Source organism: Rhodococcus sp. NPDC076796 (genome assembly GCF_040702765.1).
Classification (GTDB): domain Bacteria; phylum Actinomycetota; class Actinomycetes; order Mycobacteriales; family Mycobacteriaceae; genus Rhodococcoides.
In genome coordinates, this window is the sequence record NZ_JBFBMS010000008.1 from 1 (window position 1) to 23,649 (window position 23,649).

The window sequence follows — 23,649 nt, forward strand, 5'->3', positions numbered from 1 at the left end:
GGCAGCTGATACATCGAATGCATTCACCAAAACAAATAATTTCGGCACTGACATTCATCGACACACTGTTGAGTTCTCAAAGAACACGCACACACCATTCACCTTCGAGCTGAAGCTCGTGGGTGTCCGGGGCAACCGTTCCAGCTTAGATCAGATGATCGAGCACAGTCAAACTGGCTTCTCATCCGTGAAGGAGTCGAACCTTGCGGCTCATCTACCTTCATTGTGTCGGGAGCGAATTCCGCGTTGCTCAGGCCTTGCGGTCTGGGCTGGCGTCCGTGTCGCTCTGACCTGGACAAAGTTACGCCGCGGATAACAACGCGTCAAATCCCCAGGTCGTTCACGCGTGATTCGCGTGAACAGCCTGGTCGCAACCGGTCACTTACCCACCTGACGGGCCTCGTAACCAAATTACATGGATGTGACTCCGGCCACTGATAACGACCGAGATTCAGCCGGCGATTCGGGCACCCGCGAAGTTCCGCTTTCCGCGTCGGACCACCAACCACCGGCCGTGCAGGAGATCGTCCGCACCGGGCGTCCACTCTTCGTCCGAAATCTTGACGTTGTTGACCGACGCGCCGCCCTCCTTGACCGCGCGTCGGGCAGCGCCCTTGCTCTCACTCAACCCCGTCGCGACGAGCAGATCGACGATGGTGTTCGGTGCACCGGCTTCGATGTCCGCGACGGACGCTTCCTGCAGCGCTGCGGCGAGCGTCTTCTCGTCGAGTTCCGTCAGTTCGGCCCGCCCGAACAGTGCCTGGCTGGCGAGTTCGACCGATCGCGTCGCCGCTTCACCGTGGACGAGCGTCGTCATCTCGGCGGCCAGGCGCTTCTGCGCTTCGCGCGCATGCGGACGCTCGGTGGTCGCCGACTCGAGTTCTGCCAACTCGTCCTTGGACAGGAAGGTGAACCAGCGCAGGTACTTCACCACGTCCGCGTCACCGGTATTCACGAAGTACTGGTACCAGGCGTACGGGCTCGTCATCTCCGGATCGAGCCACAGACTGCCGCCTCCGGTGGATTTTCCGAACTTCTTGCCATCGGCGGACGTGACCAGGGGAACCGTCATGGCGTGGACCGACTCTGCGTCCTTGCGCCGGTTCAGTTCCACCCCGGCGATGATGTTTCCCCACTGATCGGAGCCACCGATCTGGAGGCTGCAGCCGTACTGCCGGCGAAGCTGCACGTAGTCGTTCGCCTGCAGCAGCATGTAGCTGAACTCGGTGTACGACATTCCGTCGCTTTCGAGCCGGTTCTTCACCGTCTCGCGAGCAAGCATCACGTTGATCGAGAAGTGTTTACCGATGTCCCGAAGAAAATCGATCGCGGACAGCTCCCCCGTCCAGGACAGATTGTTCACCACCACTGCGCCCGTCGGGCTCTCGTCCATATCGACGAATCGCTCGAGCTGGCCACGGATGCGCGACGCCCACTCGGTGACGACCTCGCGGGAATTCATGGTCCGCTCCCCCACGTCGCGAGGGTCACCGATGAGTCCTGTCGCACCGCCGGCGAGAATGATCGGGCGGTGGCCTGCCCGCTGAAAACGTTTGAGTGCCAGCAACGGCACGAGGTGCCCTGCATGCAGCGAGGGACCTGTCGGATCGAAACCGGAGTACAGCGTGATCGGGCCCTCGGATGTGGCCTTCTTCAGCGCGTCCACATCGGTGGACTGCGCGATCAGTCCACGCCAGGTCATTTCGTCGATGATGTTCTCACTCACGACGTCGATTCTCCTGCATGGACGCATCCAGGCGTCGGTCAGGCCTCCGAGGCACCTGGAGCGGCGGCGCGGGGACTGCGTTTGTAGCTCGATACCGCCGGCGACCCGAGCACCCAGAAGCGCCACGGACGATCGGCCGCCGCACTCACCCCTACCCGTGGCCCCGACGCGACTGCCTTGTCGTGGAGCGGGCGCTCGAGAAGTTCGAGGGTGACGGCCGACGACGCGTCGAACACGTCCGTTCCGTTGTCTGCCAGCGAGACGCCCACGGCTCGACCGAGATTGCCCGGCCCTCGGGCCCAACCTGCCTCGACCCGTGCCGATCGACCGCGGCCGGTGCGCCTGCTCTCGACGACGTCGTGGCCCGCCACCACTTCCCCCGCTCGAAGCAACACGGCAGCGGCCGTGCCGTCCGGGCCACAGCTCACGTTCACACAGAGGTGCATTCCGTAACTCAGGTAGACGTAGAGACGCCCTGCAGGACCGAACATCACCTCGTTGCGAGCAGTCGACCCCCGGAAGGAATGCGCGGCCGGATCGGGCCACGGACCGTCGAGCGGGCCGCCGTAGGCCTCGACTTCCACGATGCGCACGGACACGTCGCCCACGGTGACGGTTCCACCGAGGATGCGTCGGGCTGCGTCGTCGGGCTCCCCGATCTCCAAGTCAGCGGCATTCATCCCTCCCATGATGCTTCGCCCTTGACCAACGAGCGCAGACGGGGCTATGACTTCAATATCCGATGAGGCTGGAGGCCGATATGGCGTTCACCGGTGAACATGCCGTCGAGATCACGGGGCTGACGGTTCGCCGCGGCAAGCGAACGGTGCTGCGCAGCCTGTCCCTGACGATCCCTCGTGGTGCCATCACCGGGCTTCTCGGTCCCTCGGGCTGCGGCAAGACGACTCTGATGCGTGCGATCGTCGGCACTCAGATCGTGAGCAGTGGAACCGTGACAGTTCTCGGATCGCCGGCCGGCTCGCCGCCGTTGCGCCGCACAGTCGGCTACGTGACCCAGGCACCGAGCGTCTACCGAGATCTCACCGTTCGCGAGAACGTGCAGTACTTCGCGTCGCTGTACGGTCGCCGGCGTGCGGACGTCGCTTCCGCCATCGACTCGGTCGGACTGGCCGACCACGCGTCGTCGCGGGCGGGCGAACTCTCGGGTGGTCAGCTGGGGAGGGTCTCCCTGGCCAGCGCGCTGGTTGCCGAACCCGAGCTGATCGTCCTCGACGAACCGACGGTCGGCTTGGATCCCGTGCTGCGCTCGGAGCTGTGGTCGCGTTTCGCCGATATCGCGGCAAGCGATACAACGGTGCTGGTCTCGAGCCATGTGATGGAGGAAGCGGAGCACTGCAGCCGTCTCGTTCTGATGCGCGACGGCACCGTGCTCGCCCAATCGAGCCCGGACGCGCTACTCGCGCGCACGAACGAAACGACCCTCGATCGCGCATTCCTGTCCCTCATCAGATCTACGGAGCAGGCATCGTGAACGCGCGGATCTACGCAGCCGGCACGGGCCGCATCCTGCGACAGCTCAGAGCCGACCATCGATCGGTCGCCATGGTTCTGCTCGTTCCGTCCCTGCTGATGGTGTTGCTGTACTACCTGTACCGAGACGTGCCGACCCCGCCGAATCAGCAGTCGTTGTTCGATCGGATCGCCATCACGATGCTCGGCATCCTGCCGTTCGTCGTCATGTTCCTGATCACGTCGATCTCGATGCAGCGTGAACGCACCTCGGGAACGCTCGAACGCCTGCTGACCACACCGATGTCCAAACTGGACCTGCTCGCGAGCTACGGGTCCGCCTTCTCGCTCGCCGCCATTGCACAGGCGCTGCTCGCGTGCACCGTCGCGTTCGGATTTCTCGGGCTCGACATCGAGGGCTCGGTCGGTTGGGTTCTGGTGATCGCAGTCCTGGGAGCGATGCTCGGCGTCGCCATCGGACTACTGTGCAGCGCATTCGCTCGCACCGAATTTCAAGCCGTTCAGTTCATGCCGGTCGTCGTGATTCCACAGCTGTTTCTGTGCGGACTCCTGGTGCCGCGTGACCAGATGCCGAGTTGGCTGAGCACGATCAGCAATGTTCTGCCGCTGAGCTACCTGGTCGATGCGCTCCAGGAGATATCCCAGTACGCCGGAGTCACCGGGCGCATGTGGACCGACATCGCCGTGGTCACGGCGTTCACCGTTGCCGCGCTGACCGGAGCCGCCGCCACATTGCGTCGACGAACCCAGTAGTCGACGAAGCCGGTGACCGGCCGAAAGTTCTAGGACGTGGCGCGCGACAGAATCGACTCGTGCTCGGCGTCGTCGACATCGCGGGCGTCGTCGGCGAGCAACACCGGGATTCCGTTCTCGATGGGATACGCACGCCGCAGTCGCGGGTTGTAGAGCAATTCCCCTTCGATCAACAGCAGCGGGCCCTTGTCCACTGGGCACGCGAGAATGGAAAGCAGTGTCGAATCGATTGCCACAGGTGTCCTTCGTTCTGATCCGGTCGAACCGGAATGGTGTACTCGCTTACGCTACCGAACACGTTCAATTCTGTGCGGACTCTTTCCTACGACGATTGTTCGGCGGGAGCCTCACGTCCGACGAACCGTTCGGCCACAACAGCTTTCGTCATTCGTCGGTAGCTGTTCGACTCGGAGTCGTAGTACCACGAACGCGCACTCGGCGTCGGAATGCCGACCTGCTTCAACGCCGTCGCGGTCGGTCGGTACGCGCGTCCCACCGGAATCTCGGGCACCACGTGCACGATCGCCGGACGCTCGGCCGGAAGCAATACTCCGAGCGCGTCGGTCAATGCACGAGCGGTGATCACCGCCTCCGGTTGCAGCGAGATGGCGCAGACGGCCACCTCGGTGGCCGACGCCTCGACGCGCACCGATCGCGGCCGATCGGACGTCACCCGCACTCCGTAGACCACAGCCGAATCGACCTGATCCAGGTCACCTACCGCGTCGACGATCGGCTGGGTGTACACCGGACCGCACGCCGAACGCACCACGGTGTCCTTGCGGTCGACTAGCCAGTAGTCGCCGTCGGAATCGCGACGGAACAGGTTCTCGGTGGGGATCCAGGCGTCCGTGGGCTCGAAGACTCCGCGCATGACGTGACTGGTCGCTTCGCCGTCTCCGCTCGGTCGACCGAGGAGCAGCCCGATCTCGTCGTCGCGGCACTGTCGGACGAAGCCGTCGTCGTCCTCTTCGAGGCGGCCGGTGATCGGGTCGTAGGCCGCCAGCGCAACCCGTGCACTGCCGGGCAACGGACGGCCCTTGGAGCCGATCTTCGAGCCGGCCACGTTGGCCAGAATCACGTCGTTCTCGGTGGATGCGTAGAACTCGAGCACCCGAGCCGGGCTGAACCGCGCCAGCGTGCGACGCCACAGCCCCACCGGCATACCGGAGCCGATGAACAGCCGCACCGGGTGACCGGAGTCGACCGGGAACCGACCGTCGTCGAGGATCTGCCGCATCATCGTCCACGTGTAGCTCACGACGGTGACGCCGTAGCGGTACACCTCTTCGCTGAACCGCTCGGGTTCGAGACCACGGGAGAGTGCGATGCGTGACCCGCCCGCGAGCGCACCACCGATCGTGACGAGAATACCGGCCGAATGATGCAGCGGGGCAAGGCAATAGACAGTATCGCCGGGTCCGAGGGCGGCTGTGGTCGCGGTACCGAAGGCCGACAGAGCCCAACGATGATTGGTGATGTACCGCGGTTCGAGACCGCGATCGGTCGTCGTGAACAGGATCATCGCCAGTTCGCGGGCACGACCCGGATCGGGCTCGTACCACTGAGGCAAACGCACCGCGTCGGGATCGATGCCCTCGAGATCGATGACCTCGTAGCCGGACGGGATGTCGAGTCGCCGAGTCTCTCCGCCGCCGAGTACCAGGACGTTCGGTGCCACCGGGACCGCCGCGGCAGCATTCTCCGGATCGGCGATCACCGTGTCGACGTCGACGGTTCGCAGGGCTGCGGTCAGGTCGCTGCCCGGCTGCAGCAGAACAGGTACTGCCCCGATCCGCGAGAGCGCCGCCATCGCGGCCAACGCGCTGGGACGAGTCTCCATCAGCACACCGATGCGCGACGCAGGTCGCACTCCGACGCTGATCAGACCGCGCACCACGTTGTCGATGCGAACGTTGACCGCGTCGTAGGTGTGGACTCGGTCGTCGAACAGGAAGCACTCGCCGTTCGGAGACTTACGTCCCTGCTCGGCAATCAAGCGGCCCAACGAGACTCGACTGTGCGGCTGCATCTGCCCGAGGCGGGCGAGCCTCGGTAACGTACGCACGGCCTCGGACGAGATTTCGCGGGTACCGCGCACCGCGCCGGTCGCCGCCGATGCCAGCCCGCGGCCGACACCGACGCCCACCTCGGCAATGGAGGCTGCAGTGTGGATCAGTCGATTGGTGATCGACACACCGCTGTCGGAATCGCCGTGGTCCTCGCGCTCCATCACGCGGACCGCCTCCGGCTTCGGTCCGAGATCCTCACGCCACCGAATCCAGTTTCCCGTCGTCGGCCACGTCTGAGCGGCGGCGGTACTGCCCACAACCAAGCCGAAATGGCCTGCACGCAAGGTGGTTTCGAACACCTGCGCACGCGGGGCAGCGCGCTGAATGCCGCGCACGGCCAACGGTTGACCTATGTCGTCCACCTCGCCGACGAAGGCCAACACCGGCACCGTGAGTTCGGCCAGCGTCAACAATCTGTCCTTGATGACGAACCCACCGGTCATCATGCGGTTGTGCACGACGAACTGCTTCAGCAACTCCGCCACGGCCGGGCCGGACCAGGCCACCCACCCGTCCATCGCCAAAAAGCGTCGCTGCGGCTCGCGTGGCAACAGCGCCTCGCGGTCGTGCAACTGCCTCAGGAAATCCAAGCGCGACCGCACGGTCTTCGCCGGGTCGAGCAACTGGAATCCTGTCCGCGCCATCCACCCCGACACCGCAAGCCGGGTGAACACGTGGTCGGCCAGGAACTCGGCGCCCCGCGTGGCTACTCCGGCCGGGATCCCGAGAGGCAAACCGGCGAGCGTGTCGACCGGAGCCCCGAACGTGATGAGGCTGGACAGATTTCGGCCGCCTCGGTAGGCAGCCGCTTGGTAGCAGAACATTCCGCCCTGGGAGTAGCCACCCAAGTGGACGTCGCGACCGGTGTGCTCGTGCACCTTGTCGACGACCTCGCTGATCGCCACGACATGATCGGCGAGCGTACGGCCCCAACCGCCTTCTTCGGTATCCGGCGAACCGAAATCGACAACCCACGGATCCAGACCCATGCCGTGCAGAATTCCGGCCGCGCCTTGCTCGGTCGTGACGTCGTAGACGTCCGCGGAGACCATCATCGGTGGAATCAGCACCACCGGAGGACTGTCCGCAGGAACATCGTCGGGAAAATAACGACGAAGCCGATACATCGGTTCGCGGTCCATCACCCGAAACGGTGACGGGTCCACCTCGGTCTCGAGACCACCGAGACGGATGACCTCGAGACCGTTCTGCGCCGTGGCGATGGCACGGCGCAGTGGGCCACGTACGGCGTCTGCATTCAGTCCCACAAATACACTCCTGCGTTCGGCCCCGACGGAACGACCGGCATCGGTCTTCGCGTGACGAAAGCTTCTCACATCACACTCGGGGAAACCGGCACGGATATCGATTGCGCACTCAGTGCCGCAACACCGGTTCCTCGGCCCACGTACGCAGCGTCGACGCCGTGGCTCGCACGCCCCCGAGCTGATGCGCCACCTGCACCGCGGCGGTGCCACCGCGAGCGTCACGCGACGAGATCGAGCCCTCCACCGTGAGCACCTCACGAACGGCCGGGGTGAGGGACGGATCGATCGCGGCGAGCTCGTCGTCGGTCAGATCCGCCAGCCCGACGCCTCGCGCCTCGGCCGCCCGGACACAGGCACCTGCAGCCTCGTGAGCAACGCGGAACGCAATCCCCTGCCGCACCATCCACTCGGCGATATCGGTGGCGAGCGTGAACCCGGCCGGTGCCAGCTCGGCCATGCGCTCGGTGTGGAATTCGAGCGTCGCCGTCAACCCGGTGAGCGCCGGGAGCAACAACTCGAGCTGCGCCACCGAATCGAACACCGGCTCCTTGTCTTCCTGGAGATCACGGTTGTAGGCCAACGGTTGCGCCTTCAGCGTGGCCAGCAGGCCGGTCAGATTGCCGATCAATCGGCCGGTCTTTCCGCGGGTCAACTCCGCGACGTCCGGGTTCTTCTTCTGCGGCATGATCGAGCTACCCGTCGACCATGCATCGGCGAGGGTCACGTAGCCGTACTCGGGAGTGCTCCACGAGATGACCTCCTCGGCGAACCGAGACAGATCGACCGCCGTCATCGCCAACACGAACGCCGCCTCGGCGGCGAAGTCCCGCGAGGAGGTGGCGTCGATCGAGTTCTCGGCGGACGAGTCGAACCCGAGCTCCGCTGCGATCTTCTCCGGACTCAGACCCAGTGACGAACCGGCGAGAGCACCGGAACCGTACGGCGACACCGCTGCTCGCGTGTCGAAATCCGCGAAGCGTTGCACATCACGCAGCAGCGGATGGGTGTGCGCGAGCAGATGATGCGCCAGCAACACCGGCTGCGCCGCCTGCGAATGCGTCTTGCCCGGCATGACGGCCGTCGGATGCGCCGCTGCCTGGGTGGCCAACGCGTCGACCACATCGAGAACGCCGACCGACACCCGGCGGACGGCGTCGCGCAGCCACATACGGAACAGCGTGGCCACCTGGTCGTTGCGTGACCGGCCCGCACGCAGCCGACCACCGACCTCGGGTCCGACGCGATCGATCAACCCGCGTTCGAGAGCGCCGTGCACGTCCTCGTCCGACTCGGCTGCCACGAACTCGCCCGAGGCGACATCGTCGGCGAGGCGCTGCAAACCGTCGAGCATGGTCTCGAGGTCCTGCGGGGTGAGCAGTCCGGCACCGTTGAGTACACGAGCATGCGCCATGGATGCGCGGATGTCATAGGGCGCGAGAACCCAGTCGAAGTGCGTCGACTTGCTCAGCGCTGCCATAGCGGCGGCCGGCCCGGATGCGAATCTGCCGCCCCAGAGCGAACCTTCGTTGGTTCCGTGCGAGGTCTCCGAATTCGTCACAGGCCCAGGTCCCGCTTCGCGGCGATCTTCGACGAGAGTCCGTGCAGCTGAACGAATCCCTTGGCCGCGGACTGGTCGAACGTGTCGCCCTCGTCGTAGGTGGCGAGATTGAAGTCGTAGAGCGACTCGCCACTGCGGCGTCCGTTGACGATGATCCCGCCCGCGTGCAGAACCAGGCGGATGTCGCCGGAGACGTGCTCCTGCGTGTGCTGTACGAAGGTGTCGAGAGCGCCCTTGAGCGGGGAGTACCACAGGCCGTCGTACACCAGCTCGGCCCACTTCTGGTCGGTGTGGCGCTTGTAGCGACCGAGTTCGCGCTCGAGGGTCACGTGCTCGAGCTCCTCGTGGGCGCGGATGAGCACCATGGCACCGGGCGCCTCGTAGATCTCGCGACTCTTGATGCCCACGAGCCGATCCTCGACCACGTCCAGGCGACCCACACCCTGCGCACCCGCACGAGTGTTGAGCTCCTGAATCGCTTCGAGTACCGAGACCGGCCGGCCGTCGATCGCGACGGGACGACCCTTGTCGAACGAGACGATGAGCTCGTCCGGAGCCTGGAAGTTGACCGTCGGATCCTCGGTGTAGTCGTAGACATCCTTGGTCGGCGCATTCCACAGGTCCTCGAGGAAGCCGGTCTCCACCGCGCGCCCCCAGACGTTCTGGTCGATCGAGAACGGCGACTTGGTGGTCACGTTGATCGGGATGTCGTTCTCCTCGGCGAACTTGATCGCCTTCTCGCGCGTCCACGCGTAATCGCGAACCGGAGCCAACACCTCGAGCTCGGGGGCGAGGGTGTTGAAGCCGACCTCGAACCGAACCTGGTCGTTGCCCTTGCCCGTGCATCCGTGTGCGACAACGGTTCCGCCGTGCGCGCGCGCGTTCTCCACGAGGTGCTTGACGATCAACGGACGGCTGATGGCCGACACGAGCGGGTACCGATCCATGTACAGCGCGTTGGACTGCACCGTCGGCAAGCAGTACTCGTCGGCGAACTCGTCCCTGGCATCGACGACGACGGATTCGACTGCGCCGCAATCGAGTGCGCGCTGTCGCACGACGTCCATGTCCTCGCCGCCCTGCCCCAGATCGATGGCGACGGCGACGACCTCCTTGCCGGTCTCCCTCCCGATCCAGCTGATGGCGACGGAGGTGTCGAGTCCGCCGGAGTAGGCGAGGATGACGCGTTCAGCCATGGTGTTCAAGCTCCTTCGTTGTTCTTGTTGCGCATGATGGGTAACCGGATCTCAGTTACCGCGTCGAGCAAGCTTTTCGATCTTGTCCGCGACCTCGCCACCGGTGTGTGGCTCGCGGGCGATCAACAGAATCGTGTCGTCCCCGGCGATGGTCCCGACGATCTCGGGCATCGCCGCGCGATCCAGAGCGCTGGCCAGGTAGTGCGCCGCGCCGGGTGGCGTCCTGAGGACGGCCTGGTTCCCGCTGTGATCGGTGGACACCAGCAACTCCCCCAGCAACTTGAGGAGACGGTCGGTGCCGCCGGACACTCCGCGGACCGGGCTGCCGTCCTCGGGCACGACGTACACCCCCACTCCACCGTCGGGTGCGCGCAGTTTCACCGCACCCAATTCCTCGAGATCCCGCGAGAGCGTGGCCTGGGTGGTGTCGATCCCCTCGGCCGCGAGCAACGACGCCAGCTGCGGTTGACTGCGCACCTGATGCGTGGCCAGCAACGCGATGATCCGTGCCTGCCTGCCCGCGCGGGTCGACGCGGTCAACGGCACCGCAGTGACGTCCTCGCTCATGGTCGTCGGGCCTGTTCGAGGAGCCACACCAGCAGCGCCTTCTGCGCGTGCAGGCGGTTCTCGGCCTCGTCCCAGACCACGCTCTGGGGACCGTCGAGCACCTCGTCGGTGATCTCCTCGCCGCGATGTGCGGGGAGGCAGTGCAGCACAACAGCGTCCGACTGGGCTTTCGAGAGCAGATCGGAATCGATGCGATACGGCCGGAACGGAGCGACGCGATCGAGGCCGTCGTTCTCCTGACCCATTGACGTCCAGGTGTCGGTGACGAGCGCATCGGCACCGCTCGCCGCCTCGACCGGGTCCTCGGTGATGGTGATGGTGGCCCCGGTCTGCTCGGCGCGCGCATGCGCCGCGTCGAGAACGTAGCCGAGCGGAGCGAAATCCTTGGGCGCGGCGATCCGCACGTTCAGCCCGGCCGTCACTCCGCCGATGAGCAGCGAGTGCGCCATGTTGTTGGCACCGTCACCGAAGTAGGCCAAGGTGCGGCCCCGCAGATTCCCCTTGTGCTCGATCAGGGTTTGCAGATCCGCCAGAACCTGGCAGGGGTGGAACTCGTTGGAGAGGGCGTTGACGATCGGAATCGTTGCGCCGGTGGCCATCTGCTCGAGCCGCTTCTGCCCGAACGTGCGCCACACGACCGCCTCGACATAGCGCGAGAGAACCCGCCCCGTGTCCTGCAGCGTCTCCTCGCGACCCAGCTGGGTGTCGCGGCCTGTCACGACGACGGCATGACCACCCAACTGAGCGATGCCCATCTCGAACGAGAAGCGAGTACGCGTCGAGTTCTTCTCGAAGATGACACCGATCCCCTTTGGGCCCTCGAGCGGACGCTTCGAGAACGGTGCACGCTTGAGCTCTGCTGCCAGAGCAAGGATTTCGCCTTGCTGCTCAGGCGTGATGTCGTCGTCCCGGAGGAAATGCTGAACGGTCATGGCTGATGAGCCTCCTGTGCTGCGTCGAGAATTGCCGGTAACGCCGTCACGAACGACGCGGCTTGCTCTTCGGTGATGATCAACGGTGGCGCGAGCCGGAGCACGTCGGGCTGTGCCGCGTTGAGGAGGAAGCCTGCCTCGCGCGCCGCCGCTTCGGCCGCCGGTGCGACTGCGGCGGTGAGGACAACGCCGAGGAGAAGACCCGAACCCCGCACATGGCTCACCAGAGGGTGATCGAGACCCTCGATGGAGTGCGCGATGGTCTTGCCGATGCTGTCCGCGTGCGAAATCAGATCCTCGTCGGCAATGGTGCGCAGGACGGCCAGAGCCGCCGCAGCGCATACGGGGTTACCACCGAACGTGGTGCCGTGCTTGCCCGGATGCAGCAACTCTCCTGCCGCACCGATGCCGATGCAGGCCCCGATGGGCAGGCCACCGCCCAGACCCTTGGCGAGCGTGATCACGTCGGGCACGATGCCGACCGACTGGTGGGCGTAGAACCATCCCGTTCGGCCGATACCGGTCTGCACCTCGTCCAGGACCAACAGTGCACCGTGCTTCGCGGTGATCTCCCGCGCCGCAAGAAGGTACCCCTCGGGCGGAACCACCACACCGCCCTCGCCCATGATCGGTTCGAGAAACACTGCGGCGGTGTCGGAATCGACGACGGCTTCCAACGCGGCGACATCGCCGTACGGAACATGGTGTACTCCTGCAGGCATCGGCTCGAACGGGATCCGCTTGTCCGGCTGACCCGTCAGTGCGAGAGCACCCATCGTCCGTCCGTGAAAGGACTTCTCGGCTGCCACGATGTTGGGGCGGCCGGTCAGGCGAGCAATCTTGAAGGCCGCCTCGTTGGCCTCGGTTCCCGAATTGCACAGGAACACCCGGCCGGTGGATCCGGCACCGAGGTGCGCGAGCAATTGCTCGGCCAGCGCGATACCGGGTTCTGTCGCATAGAGATTCGAGGTGTGCCCGAGGGTGGACAGCTGAGTGGTGACCGCCTCGATCACCGCCGGATGGGCATGTCCGAGGATGTTCACGGCGATACCCGCGAGCAGGTCCAGATACTGCTTTCCGTCGGCGTCCGTCACCACCGCACCCTCACCGCGCACGAGCGCCACGCGCGGAACACCGTAGTTGTCCATCAACGAATTCGACCACCGCTGTTGCAGATCGAGGGTGGACTCGGTGCCGGTCATGGCGTGACTCCTGACGTAGAAGAATGATCGGGGGTGACCATGGTGCCGATCCCCTCACCGGTGAACAGCTCCACCAGAACGGAATGTTCGACGCGACCGTCGATGACATGCGCCGACGGAACACCCGCTCGAACCGCACGCAGGCACGCTTCCATCTTCGGCACCATCCCGGCGTCGAGCGAGGGCAGCAACGCCTCGAGCGTGGACGCGTCGATCTCGGAGGTCAACGAGCTGCGATCGGGCCAATCGGTGTACAGGCCTTCGACATCGGTGAGCACCACCATCTTCTCGGCACCGATGGCGCTGGCGAGCGCCGCGGCCGCAGTGTCGGCGTTGATGTTGTGTACCACGCCGTCGCTGTCCGGAGCGATGGTGGACACCACCGGAATACGTCCTGCTGCAATGAGATCGAAGACCGCTGCGGGGTTCACCGAGGTGACGTCGCCGACGAGGCCGATGTCGGTCTCGATGCCGTCGACCTGCACGGTACGACGCGTCGCGGTGAACAGGTGCGCGTCTTCACCGGAGATTCCGACGGCATACGGACCGTGGCCGTTGATCAGGCCGACGAGCTCGCGCCCGACCTGACCGAACAGCACCATCCGCGCGACGTCCATGACCTCGGGCGTGGTGACGCGGAATCCGCCGCGGAATTCACCTGCCAGGCCGAGTCTGGTCAGCATGGCCGAGATCTGCGGCCCACCGCCGTGCACGACGACCGGATGAATGCCGACGGTGCGCAGAAACACCATGTCGGCCGCGAACGCCCGCTTGAGGTCGTCGTCGATCATGGCGTTTCCGCCGTACTTCACGACGACGATCTTGCCCGAGAATCGCTGCAGCCAGGGCAGAGCTTCGGCGAGGGTGAAGGCTTTCTGCGCGGCCGTCAACTGCTGTGCGGCCGAGGTCATGACGAGTACGCCGAATTCTCTTCGACGTACGCGTGCGAGAGATCCGTGGTTCGAATGGTGGCCGAGCCGGAGCCGAGACCGAGATCGATGGTCACCGCGATGTCGACGCCGGACAGATCGACCTCACGAGCCCCCGGTGCTCCCACGCCGTCGATGCACACCGGATTACCGTTGAAGGACACGGCGATTCGATCGGGGTCGAGCTCGATCGGGGCGATGCCGATCGCTGCGAGCACGCGACCCCAGTTGGGATCCGAACCGAACAGGGCCGTTTTGGTCAGAGAGTCCCTGGCGACCGCGCGCGCGCCGATCAGGGCGTCGTCCTCGCTCATCGCACCCGACACGGTGATCCGTACCCGCTTGGTGACACCCTCCGCGTCGGCCATCATCTGGTCGGCCAGGTCGTCGCACACCGCCAGAACGGCCGCGTCGAGTTCTTCCTGCGACGGTGCAACTCCGCTGGCCCCGGAGGAGAGCAGCAGCACGGTGTCGTTCGTCGACGACGCGCCGTCGACGTCGAGCCGGTCGTAGGACAACCGGGTCGCCGCGCGCAGCGCCTTGTCCAGCTGGTCTGCGGTGGCAACGGCATCGGTGGTGATGACGCTGAGCATCGTGGCCAACGACGGTGCCAACATACCTGCCCCCTTGGCCATGCCGCCGACGTTCCATTTGTCGGCGTGATGAACAGCCGCCTGCTTGGGCACGGTGTCGGTGGTCATGATCGCGTACGCCGCATCGGTACCACCGGAAATGCCGCCTGCGAGTTCGTGTACCACCTCGGTCACGCCGGGCAGCAGCTTGTCCATCGGGAGCCGGTCACCGATGAGACCCGTCGAGCACACGGCAACCTCGATCGCCCCGGTCTCCGAACCCCAATTGCTCAGTGCCGATGCGACTTCCTCGGCCGTGCGGTGCGAATCCTGAAAGCCCGGCGCACCCGTGCAGGCATTGGCACCACCGGAATTGAGGATTACCGCACGCAGCCGCCCAGTGGAGAGCACCTGCTGCGACCACAACACCGGCGCAGCCTTGACCTTGTTGCGGGTGAACACACCCGCCGCAGCGAAATCGGGGCCCTCGTTGAACACCAAGGCCAGATCGGACTTGCCACTTGCCTTGATCCCGGCCGGAATGCCGGCGGCGCGGAAACCCGCGGGAGCGGTGACACCCTGTGTGCGCACGAGCTTGCCCGCAACCGTGCCGACGGCCTCCGCCTGGCTCCCGACGCTGCTCATGGTGCTACTCCTACGGTAGAGAGACCCTCGGTCTCGGTGATTCCCAGGGCAAGATTCATGGATTGGACCGCAGCTCCCGCCGTGCCCTTGGCCAAGTTGTCGATGGCCGCGATCACGACGAGCAAGCCGGCGTCTGCATCGACCGACACGCTCATCTGCACGGCGTTCGATCCGATGACCGCACCGGTCTGCGGAAGGCGACCGGCCGGAAGAACGTGCACGAACGGCTCTGCGGCGTAGGCCTTCTCGTAGACGTCGACGGCCTGCTCCTGCGTTGCAGTGGTGATCGCGGTGCAGGTGGCCAGGATTCCGCGAGGCATCGGCGCGAGAACCGGTGTGAAGGACACCGCCACCGCGCTACCGGCGACGGCCGAGAGGTTCTGCACGATCTCGGGAGTGTGGCGGTGCGCGCCGGCAACGGCGTACGCCCGAACCGAACCCATCACCTCCGAACCGAGGAGATCGGCCTTGGGAGCGCGGCCGGCACCCGAACTACCGCTGACGGCAACGATATTGACGCGAGGCTCGATGATGCCTGCGGCGACGGCAGGTGCGAGCGCGAGAGACGACACCGTCGGGTAGCACCCGGGAACCGCGATGCGAGTGGCACCGACCAACCGCTCGCGGCAGCCCGGCAACTCGGGCAATCCGTACGGCCAACTGCCCGCGTGCGGACTCTTGTAGTACCTCTCCCATGCCGCACCGTCGGTGAGGCGGAAGTCGGCACCGCAATCGATGATCACCACGGACTCGGGAAGCTGCAGCGCGAGTTCGGCGGACTTGCCGTGCGGCAGCCCCAGGAACACGACGTCGTGCCCGGCGAGTTCGTCGACGGTGGTCGGGGCCAGAACACGATCTGCCAGTGGCAACAGATGTGGATGGAATTCACCCAGCGTCGCACCGACGTTGCCACCCGCGGTCAGAGAGCCGATGACCAACGAACCGTCGCGCACGCCCGGGTGCCCGAGTAGCAGCCTGAGAATCTCACCGCCGGCGTATCCGCTTGCGCCCGCCACCGCGATGCGCCTCGGCGTCGCCTCCGAAATAGTCATGCGGTTTATTATGCAGCATCATGCAAGCTCATTCATGAACGGGTCCGGTGTGTCAGCGTCCACCCATGGACTTGCGGATCTCGTCGAGCTTTCTGCGGCCGGCTTCCTGCCGTTCGTTCCACTGCTCGTCGAGGTCACGTCCCGCCCTGGACTCGCGGTCCAACTCCTCCGCACCGACGGCTGTGCCCGATCGCTGTTCCACCTTGTCGCGCACACCGTCCCAGGTGGGCACACCGGAATCGCTGAAGTCACCGATCGGTGCGCTCACCGACCCGGCACCGTATCCGGTACCGCCGGGCAGGTCATCGACCAGCTCCGCGTCGATGATCCCCGGCACCGTGCCGCCCAGCGGAGCCCCCGGCGGTGGATCACCGAGAGGCTGGTCGATCCGCGGCTTGGTCACCTGCGGAACGTCGACATCGGGAACCGTCCCAGGAGGCGCTCCGCGATCGGGGGTGACCGGCTCCGGTTCTGCAGTACCCAGCTCGGCCGCCAGAGCCGACGCGGCAGCTGCCACCGGGGCGAGGCGCGGTCGACCTGCCACGGCGGCAAGGATCTCCTCGATCACCTGCAGATCCGTCGCCGCACCGTCTGTTCCGAATTCACTCATGTGCTGCTCCCGTCACCCGTGGTCACTCGTGACTCCACGCTACGGACACCCGAGCCCGGACGTGCACGGATCAACTGCGCAACTGCTCTGAGTCAACTGCGCAGGTGCGCTCCGACGGCCTTCGATGCCGCTTCGACCGCCGCATCGCGGGCAGCCGTCGCCTGATCCTCGGTCAAAGTGCCCTCGGCTCCGCGGAAGCGCAGCGCGAACGCCAGCGACTTGCGACCCTCACCGACCTGTTCACCCTCGTAGACGTCGAACAGCCGAATCGACTCCAGCAGGTCGCCGCCGCCGATCGTGAGCGCGGCTTGCACCGACGCTGCCGGCACGGACGCGTCGACCACCACGGCCACGTCCTGCAACACCGCCGGATACGGCGACACCTCGGGGGCAGGGAGCGATTCGACGACGGGCAGAGCGCTCAGACTCAACTCCACGGCACACGTACGCGGCGGCAAGCCCACCCGCTCGAGCACCGCCGGATGCAGCTCGCCCGCGTATCCGACGACCTCGCCGTCGAGCAGGACCTCCGCGCACCGACCCGGATGCCACGGAAGATGCTGTGCTGCCCGAAGATCGACGTGCACTCCGGACGCCTCGGCAACGGTGCGCACCGCAGCGAACGCATCGGTGGCCTCGGCCGCGCGGCCGGGACCCCACGGACCCGCCAACTCACGCTGACCGGTGAGCACCATGCCCACGTGCACCGGCTGCGCAGGCAACGAACCGCGAAGCATGGCGATCTGGTCGTCGGTGGGACGACGATCGACCGGCAACGCGTCCACGGCAGCGGTGGCGTCGTGTCGGAGCACCACCTGGGCAATGCCGAACAACGAGACGTCTCGCTGGCCGCGGGCGATGTTCCTGCTCAGCATCTCGAGCAATCCCGGAAGCACAGTGGTCGCGAGCTCGGGACGGTCGGCCTCGAGCGGATTGAGAACCGAGGTGGTCGCGCGCCGCGGGTCGTCCGCGCCGAGACCCCACGTGTCGAACACGCCCTTGGGCAAGAACACCGGGGGCAACACCTCGACGTACCCGGCGAACGCGAGTGCCTTACCGACCGCGCGCCTGCGCTTCTGTTCGGCGGTGAGGCCACGACCTCCCGGGGCCGACGGCAGGACCGACGGAATCTGTTCGAGCCCTTCGAGCCGCAGCACCTCCTCCACCAGGTCGGCGCGCTGCACCAGGTCCGGTCGCCAGGACGGCGGGGTGACGATGAGCTGGCCGTGCCCGCCGTCGTCGACCGACACCTCGACTCCGCAGCCGATCTGAGTCAACCGTCGGGCAGCGGTTCCGTTGGGGTACTGCACTCCGGCGATGCGGTCCGGCAGGTCGAAGTCCATCGTGACCGTGGGATATTCGGCGGCTTCGCCGATATCGGTCAACACGGGCTCGATCCGGCCGCCGGCGATCTCGACCAACAACTGTGCTGCCCGATCGAGCGCCGCCACCGGAAGAGCCGAATCCACGGTCCGCTCGAAGCGCTTGCTCGCCTCGCTGGAGAGCTTGTGGCGACGACCGGTACGGAATACCGCGAGAGGATCGAACGATGCCGCTTCGAGCACGACCGCGGTGGTCGAATCGTCGACTTCGGTGGACGCGCCGCCCATGACACCGGCCAACGAGATCGCTCCCGATCCGTCGGCGATGACGACGTCCTCGGGATCGAGGGAACGCTCGACGCCGTCCAGCGTGGTCAGCTTCTCCCCCGCATTCGCGCGGCGGACGACCAGATCGCCGTCGAGCTTGGCCGCATCGAACGCGTGCAGCGGCTGGCCGAGCTCGTGGAGCACGTAGTTGGTGACATCGACGGCCGCCGAGATCGGGCGCACGCCTGCGAGCAGCAGTCGACGCTGCATCCACCAGGGTGTCGTCGCCGTCGGGTCGATGCCGACGATCTTGCGCAACGCGAATCGCGATGCGTTCGAGGCCGGTTCGACGGTGACCGACCATGCGTCACCGGTGACCTCGGTGGGGACCGTGCGCGCCGGATCCACGAACGGGAGATCGAAACTGCAGGCCAGTTCACGGGCGAGGCCGCGGACGGAGAAGGCGTACCCGCGATCGGGGGTCACGTTGAGCTCGATGACCGAGTCCTGCAGACCCAGAACGGGTTTGGCGTCGTCGCCCGGAGCGGCCGTCCCCTCGGGCAGCACCAGAATTCCGGAGTGATCCTTACCCAACCCGAGTTCGAGCGTCGAGCAGATCATGCCGTTGGAGTTGCGGCCGTACGTCTTGCGCGACGCGATGGCGAATCCCCCGGGCAGGATGCTGCCCGGCAGAGCGGCCACGATCAGGTCACCCTCGGCGAAATTCCTGGCACCGCACACGATCTCCTGCGGCTCGGCGGCTCCGACGTCCACGAGGCAGAAGCGAATCGGCTTCTTGAACTCGGTCAGCTCCTCGATCGAACTCACCCGACCCACCACCAGTGGGCCGGTCACGTTGTCCAGCGAGTCGAGTTCCTCGACCTCGAACCCGACCCGCACGAAACCGGCGTCGAGCTCCTCGGGCGACACGGCCCAGTCGGGAGACCCCGCGTGCAGGACCTCGGTCAGCCAGGATTGTGGGACTCGCACGTGTGCTCAGCTCTTTCTTGTATCCGAGAAGAAGTGGGTCGGGTGAGAAGCTTCCGTCAGGCCTGGACACCGAAGGGCAACGTGAACCTGATGTCGCCCTCGACGATGTCGCGCATGTCCGGGATGTCGTTGCGGAACTGTAGCGTCCGCTCGAGGCCCATGCCGAAAGCGAATCCGGTGTAGACCTCGGGGTCGATACCGCTGGCCTGCAACACCTTCGGGTTGACCATTCCGCAGCCACCCCACTCGACCCAACCGGCCCCGCCCTTCTTCTTGGGGAACCACACGTCGACCTCGGCCGACGGCTCGGTGAACGGGAAGTAGTTGGGCCGCATGCGAGTACGGGTGTCGTTGCCGAACAGCGCCTTGGCGAACGCATCGAGTGTGCCGCGCAGATGCGCCATGGTCAGGCCCTTGTCGATGGCAAGACCCTCGACCTGGTGGAAGACCGGCGTGTGCGTGGTGTCGAGTTCGTCCGTGCGAAACGTCCGACCCGGGCAGACGACGTAGATCGGCACCTCACGCGAGAGCATCGACCGGACCTGCACCGGGGAGGTATGGGTGCGCAATACCTGCCGCGAACCCTCCGGTGCGATGTGGAACGTGTCCTGCATCGTGCGTGCCGGGTGGTCGGGCAGGAAGTTGAGCGCATCGAAATTGAAGTGCTCGGTCTCGACCTCGGGGCCTTCTTCGACCTCCCAGCCCATTCCGACGAACACGTCGGCAACCTGCTCGGCGATGATCGTGATGGGGTGCCGGGCACCGACGGGAGCGCGGTCGGTCGGCAGTGTGACGTCGATGGTTTCGGCGACCAGGATGGCGGCGTCACGCTCGGCCGACAGCACGGCGCGTCGCTCGTCGAAGGCCTTCTGCACTCGGTCTCGCGCTGCCTTGACGCGTTTGCCCGCGTCGGCCTTCTGGTCCCCCGGGATCGCACCGAGTGCGCGCTGCGCCAGCGCCAACGGAGCCTTGCCGCCCACATGGTCGATCTTGACCTTGGTCAGAGCATCGAGGTCCGACGCGTCGGCGAACGCCTGCTCGGCCGAGTCCACTGCGGATCCGAGCGCGGACTCCTCGAGAACGCTCGGATCTACCGGCTCGGTTCCGACATCTTTCTTCGCCACGACAGCTGCACTCCTCGAGTAATAGTCGGTGTCTGCCACGAAGGGTCGTTGCGCAGGCTTCACTCCTGCGCAACAAGGGTCGTTGCGCAGGCTTCACTCCTGCGCGGAGCAGACAGGTATCGATCCTAGGCGAGACCTGCTCACGGAGTTTCGGAGCGTCGCTGCGCCCTGGCACTGGCGTACAGGCAGATCGCCGCGGCGGTTGCCAGGTTGAGGCTCTCGGCGCGGCCGTGGATCGGGATTCGAATGCGGTGATCGGCGTCGCGTGTCACCGACTCGGGGAGCCCGTGCGCCTCGTTGCCGAACAACCACGCGGTCGGTTGCGTGAGCAGTTCGTCGGCGTCGTCCAGGTCCACTTCGCCGTCGGCGGCCGTGGCGACGATGGTCAGACCCGCTCTGCGCAACGCGTCGATTCCGGACTCGATCGATCGCTCCCGAGCGATGGGCAGATGGAACACGCTGCCGGCAGAGGCGCGGACGCATTTGCCGTTGTGTGGGTCCACCGAGTCGCCCAGCAGCACGACCGAATCCGCTCCGGCCGCGTCGGCGACACGAATGACCGTCCCGGCATTGCCCGGCTCTGCCATCTCCACCGGTACGGCCACCAACCGCGGTGTTCCGGCCAACGCACGGTCGATCGGGACGTCGACCAACTCGGTGACTGCGATCAGGCCCTGCGGGGTGACGGTGTCGGACAGTGCCTTCGCAGCACGGTCGGTGATCGGATGAACTCGTGCGCCGCCGGCCTCGACGGACGCGATGAGATCATGGTGGCGCTCGAGGGCATCCGCGGTGAAGAACAGCTCACGAACCAACCGGGACTGCGCCGCCTCGGACACCGCATTGAAGCCTTCGGCGAGAAAGAGCCCGGTCTTCTTGCGTTCCGCGGCTCGAGCGAGCTTGACGGCCGAAACGACCCGCGGAGTTCGCTCGGTCAGCGAATCCACGGGTCGTTTCGGTGTTGAGTCGTCGTACGTCGACTCGCTCAGGCTGCTTCTCCGGCCGGAGCGTTGACATCGGCAGGCAATGCAGCCTTGGCGATGGCGACCAGGCTGGCGAACGCAGCAGCATCCGACACAGCGAGCTCGGCGAGGATCTTGCGGTCGACCTCGACGCCCGCTGCCTTGAGGCCCTGGACGAAGCGGTTGTACGTGATGTCGTTGGCCCGAGCTGCAGCGTTGATACGCGTGATCCACAGCTTGCGGAAGTCACCCTTACGCGCGCGGCGGTCCCGGTAGGCGTAGGTCAGCGAGTGGAGCTGCTGCTCCTTGGCCTTGGTGTACAGACGTGAGCGCTGTCCGCGGTATCCCTTGGACGCTTCGAGAATCGAACGGCGCTTCTTCTGGGCGTTGACGGCCCTTTTTACGCGTGCCACTGGTAAATCCTGTCGATCTGGGGGCTTGTGAAACCCCGAATGGTAATGGGATGAAGCCGACCGTTATCGGTCGGCGGCCGGTCCAGATCAGATGCCGAGCAGGCGCTTGATCCGCGGGACGTCGGGCTTCTTGACGACGGCAACACCATCGAGGCGACGAGTCACCTTGGTGGGCTTGTGCTCGAGCAGGTGGCGACGGCCGGCCTTCTGGCGCAGGATCTTGCCGCTGCCGGACACCTTGAATCGCTTCTTGGCACCACTGTGGGTCTTCTGCTTGGGCATGAAATCCTCTTCTTCTAATAGCTCTTCGGTGGTGCATGGCACAGCCGTACATCGCTACGGAAAACCTGTGCACCGAAGCAGGTGTAGGGCTGTCTTACTGGTAGAGCGCGAGGCTCAGTTGGTCTGCGCCGGAGTAGCCGGAGCTGCTGCGGCCGGTGCCTCGGCAGCCGGGGCTGCGTCGGCGGGCTGTTCCGGCGCGGGGGCCGGTGCGCGCTGCGCGGGCGGAGCCGCTGCGCTCTCCTGTGCCTTGACGCGAGTCTTGGCACCCTTGTGCGGTGCCAACACCATCGTCATGTTGCGGCCGTCCTGCTTGGCCGAGGTCTCCACGAAGCCGAGCTCCGCGACGTCCGCGCCCAGGCGCTGCAGCAGACGGAAGCCGAGTTCGGGACGCGACTGCTCGCGGCCGCGGAACATGATGGTGACCTTGACCTTCGAGCCGGCTTCGAGGAAGCGAACGACGTTGCGCTTCTTCGTCTCGTAGTCGTGTGCGTCGATCTTGGGACGGAGCTTCTGCTCCTTGATTACGGTGAGCGTCTGGTTCTTGCGCGATTCGCGCGCCTTCTGCGCAGCCTCGTACTTGAACTTCCCGTAGTCCATGATCTTGCAGACCGGCGGACGTGCGTCGGGAGCTACCTCTACAAGATCGAGGTCGGCTTCGAGAGCCAAGCGGAGTGCATCTTCAACACGCACGATCCCCACCTGTTCACCGCCCGGTCCGACAAGCCGGACCTCGGGAACTCGGATGCGATCGTTGATGCGGGTCTCAGTGCTGATGGGGCCTCCTAGGTAGTGCGGTGTGGTGTGTAACCCGACCGCCTGCCACTGGCACAGCCCGTCGCCGTCGATCCTCGACATTCCCCGCAGCGATGCGAACCGCTGCAACGAAAAAACCCTGCTCTCGGTGTGATCCGATAGCAGGGCCCGATGTCGACCGGTCGATCCGCACGACAACCATCGTCGTACAGTCTCCTCACTGGGAGGAAGCACAGCGGAAATCGGTAAAGATCTCCATCGTGCGACCGGACCGGAAGTAGCTTGTTGAAGGCTACGTGCCGGTGGGAGTCGGGCTCCACTTGCTGCCTCCGTGCGGTGAACTCCATCGAGGAGCGCACGCCGAAGACGGTCGTCGAGTCACACTACCAGCCGATTCGAGAAACCGACAATCGAGCCCGATCGCCCCGGACAGCGTCGGCACCCGATTCTGCCGGCCGAAGGCGGCGTGGGATTCTCGTAGGCATGACCAGCTCCCCCAATCCCGACGATGCCGCAGGTGCCGACCCCCTGGGTGCCGAGCCCGAAGTCCGTGAACTCGCCGAGGTCCCCGCGGTCGAGGTCATCAGCCGCGCTGCGGTGATGCTGATGAGTTCTGCAGCCGAGAAGTTGGGTCTCTCCGAGCCGGATCCCGCGGAGAGCCCCTACCTGGACCTCGACGAGGCACGACGCGTCATCACCGCATTGGCAGGCCTGGTCACCGCGTCGGTGGAATACCTCGGCCCCCATGCCGGACCCATTCGCGACGGGCTGCAGGCACTGCAGCGCGCATTCCGAGAAGCATCTGCCCACCCGGACGAGCCAGGAAAGGGCCCGGGCGAGAAGTACACCGGCCCGGTGCACTGAGCAGAACACCAGCGAAGTCGACACACACGAAGCCGCATCCGGTGAGTACCGGATGCGGCTTCGTCGTGCGCGGGCTGTTGCCCCTGTTCGACCGCTGCG

At 65.7% G+C, this 23,649-nt stretch carries 22 protein-coding genes; 3 read left to right on the forward strand and 19 right to left on the reverse strand.

The genetic code is table 11. The features are described 5' to 3' along the window. Positions 1-451: 451 nt before the first annotated feature. Positions 452-1,726 carry a tyrosine--tRNA ligase gene (tyrS, locus tag AB0366_RS20815; RefSeq protein WP_366245616.1) on the reverse strand — a complete coding sequence of 425 codons (1,275 nt, stop codon included), beginning with the start codon at positions 1,724-1,726 and terminating at the stop codon, positions 452-454. A gap of 38 nt (positions 1,727-1,764) precedes the next feature. Then, positions 1,765-2,406, reverse strand: a complete 642-nt coding sequence (locus AB0366_RS20820) for a DNA-3-methyladenine glycosylase (protein ID WP_366245618.1) — start codon at positions 2,404-2,406, stop codon at positions 1,765-1,767. An 80-nt stretch (positions 2,407-2,486) separates the two neighbouring features. Here AB0366_RS20820 and AB0366_RS20825 point away from each other — a divergent pair, with 80 nt between their 5' ends. After that, positions 2,487-3,218 carry an ABC transporter ATP-binding protein gene (locus tag AB0366_RS20825; RefSeq protein ID WP_366245619.1) on the forward strand — a complete coding sequence of 244 codons (732 nt, stop codon included), beginning with the start codon at positions 2,487-2,489 and terminating at the stop codon, positions 3,216-3,218. Then, positions 3,215-3,970, forward strand: coding sequence for an ABC transporter permease (locus AB0366_RS20830; RefSeq protein WP_366245621.1), 756 nt, complete (start codon positions 3,215-3,217; stop codon positions 3,968-3,970). Before AB0366_RS20825 ends, AB0366_RS20830 begins: the two co-directional genes overlap by 4 nt. Positions 3,971-3,999: 29 nt before the next feature. On the opposite strand, the gene AB0366_RS20835 is transcribed toward AB0366_RS20830, so the two are convergent. The 17 genes from AB0366_RS20835 to infC all read right to left on the reverse strand — a co-directional run bounded on the left by AB0366_RS20835 (position 4,000) and on the right by infC (position 22,779). Then, positions 4,000-4,206: a Trm112 family protein gene (locus AB0366_RS20835; RefSeq protein ID WP_032394286.1), complete on the reverse strand. Its 207-nt coding sequence runs from the start codon at positions 4,204-4,206 to the stop codon at positions 4,000-4,002. 86 nt (positions 4,207-4,292) lie between these two features. Further along, entirely contained in the window at positions 4,293-7,310 is a 3,018-nt protein-coding gene (locus AB0366_RS20840; RefSeq protein ID WP_366245623.1) for an AMP-binding protein, read from the reverse strand. Between the two features lie 109 nt (positions 7,311-7,419). After that, a complete protein-coding gene (argH, locus tag AB0366_RS20845) occupies positions 7,420-8,868 on the reverse strand; it encodes an argininosuccinate lyase (RefSeq protein ID WP_366245624.1) in 1,449 nt (482 codons plus the stop codon). After that, positions 8,865-10,064 (reverse strand): argininosuccinate synthase, encoded by a 1,200-nt coding sequence (locus AB0366_RS20850; protein ID WP_032378949.1) that lies wholly within the window; start codon positions 10,062-10,064, stop codon positions 8,865-8,867. The genes argH and AB0366_RS20850 overlap by 4 nt, the downstream gene beginning before the upstream one ends. A gap of 51 nt (positions 10,065-10,115) precedes the next feature. Next, positions 10,116-10,631 (reverse strand): arginine repressor, encoded by a 516-nt coding sequence (locus AB0366_RS20855; protein WP_037192611.1) that lies wholly within the window; start codon positions 10,629-10,631, stop codon positions 10,116-10,118. After that, entirely contained in the window at positions 10,628-11,563 is a 936-nt protein-coding gene (gene argF / locus AB0366_RS20860; protein WP_121869725.1) for an ornithine carbamoyltransferase, read from the reverse strand. Before argF ends, AB0366_RS20855 begins: the two co-directional genes overlap by 4 nt. Further along, complete coding sequence (locus AB0366_RS20865; protein ID WP_366245626.1) at positions 11,560-12,765, reverse strand: acetylornithine transaminase; 1,206 nt, start codon at positions 12,763-12,765, stop codon at positions 11,560-11,562. The genes argF and AB0366_RS20865 overlap by 4 nt, the downstream gene beginning before the upstream one ends. Continuing rightward, a complete protein-coding gene (argB, locus tag AB0366_RS20870) occupies positions 12,762-13,676 on the reverse strand; it encodes an acetylglutamate kinase (protein ID WP_366245627.1) in 915 nt (304 codons plus the stop codon). The genes AB0366_RS20865 and argB overlap by 4 nt, the downstream gene beginning before the upstream one ends. Continuing rightward, positions 13,673-14,911, reverse strand: a complete 1,239-nt coding sequence (gene argJ / locus AB0366_RS20875; RefSeq protein ID WP_366245628.1) for a bifunctional glutamate N-acetyltransferase/amino-acid acetyltransferase ArgJ — start codon at positions 14,909-14,911, stop codon at positions 13,673-13,675. The genes argB and argJ overlap by 4 nt, the downstream gene beginning before the upstream one ends. Further along, a complete protein-coding gene (argC, locus tag AB0366_RS20880; RefSeq protein WP_366245629.1) occupies positions 14,908-15,963 on the reverse strand; it encodes an N-acetyl-gamma-glutamyl-phosphate reductase in 1,056 nt (351 codons plus the stop codon). Before argC ends, argJ begins: the two co-directional genes overlap by 4 nt. A gap of 52 nt (positions 15,964-16,015) precedes the next feature. Then, positions 16,016-16,573 carry a hypothetical protein gene (locus AB0366_RS20885; protein WP_366245631.1) on the reverse strand — a complete coding sequence of 186 codons (558 nt, stop codon included), beginning with the start codon at positions 16,571-16,573 and terminating at the stop codon, positions 16,016-16,018. A gap of 92 nt (positions 16,574-16,665) precedes the next feature. Then, on the reverse strand, positions 16,666-19,152 hold the full coding sequence (gene pheT, locus AB0366_RS20890) for a phenylalanine--tRNA ligase subunit beta (protein WP_366245632.1): 2,487 nt from the start codon (positions 19,150-19,152) through the stop codon (positions 16,666-16,668). Positions 19,153-19,208: 56 nt separating this feature from the next. Continuing rightward, complete coding sequence (pheS, locus tag AB0366_RS20895) at positions 19,209-20,276, reverse strand: phenylalanine--tRNA ligase subunit alpha (RefSeq protein ID WP_094612909.1); 1,068 nt, start codon at positions 20,274-20,276, stop codon at positions 19,209-19,211. A 140-nt stretch (positions 20,277-20,416) separates the two neighbouring features. Next, positions 20,417-21,223, reverse strand: coding sequence for an RNA methyltransferase (locus AB0366_RS20900; RefSeq protein WP_094741808.1), 807 nt, complete (start codon positions 21,221-21,223; stop codon positions 20,417-20,419). Between the two features lie 38 nt (positions 21,224-21,261). Further along, positions 21,262-21,651, reverse strand: coding sequence for a 50S ribosomal protein L20 (gene rplT / locus AB0366_RS20905; protein ID WP_032378959.1), 390 nt, complete (start codon positions 21,649-21,651; stop codon positions 21,262-21,264). 87 nt (positions 21,652-21,738) lie between these two features. Then, complete coding sequence (gene rpmI, locus AB0366_RS20910; protein WP_032394297.1) at positions 21,739-21,933, reverse strand: 50S ribosomal protein L35; 195 nt, start codon at positions 21,931-21,933, stop codon at positions 21,739-21,741. A 114-nt stretch (positions 21,934-22,047) separates the two neighbouring features. Next, entirely contained in the window at positions 22,048-22,779 is a 732-nt protein-coding gene (infC, locus tag AB0366_RS20915) for a translation initiation factor IF-3 (protein ID WP_170946008.1), read from the reverse strand. A 390-nt stretch (positions 22,780-23,169) separates the two neighbouring features. On the opposite strand from infC, the gene AB0366_RS20920 reads away from it, so the two are divergent. Further along, positions 23,170-23,550: a DUF1844 domain-containing protein gene (locus AB0366_RS20920; protein ID WP_045199679.1), complete on the forward strand. Its 381-nt coding sequence runs from the start codon at positions 23,170-23,172 to the stop codon at positions 23,548-23,550. The last annotated feature ends 99 nt before the right edge of the window (positions 23,551-23,649 follow it).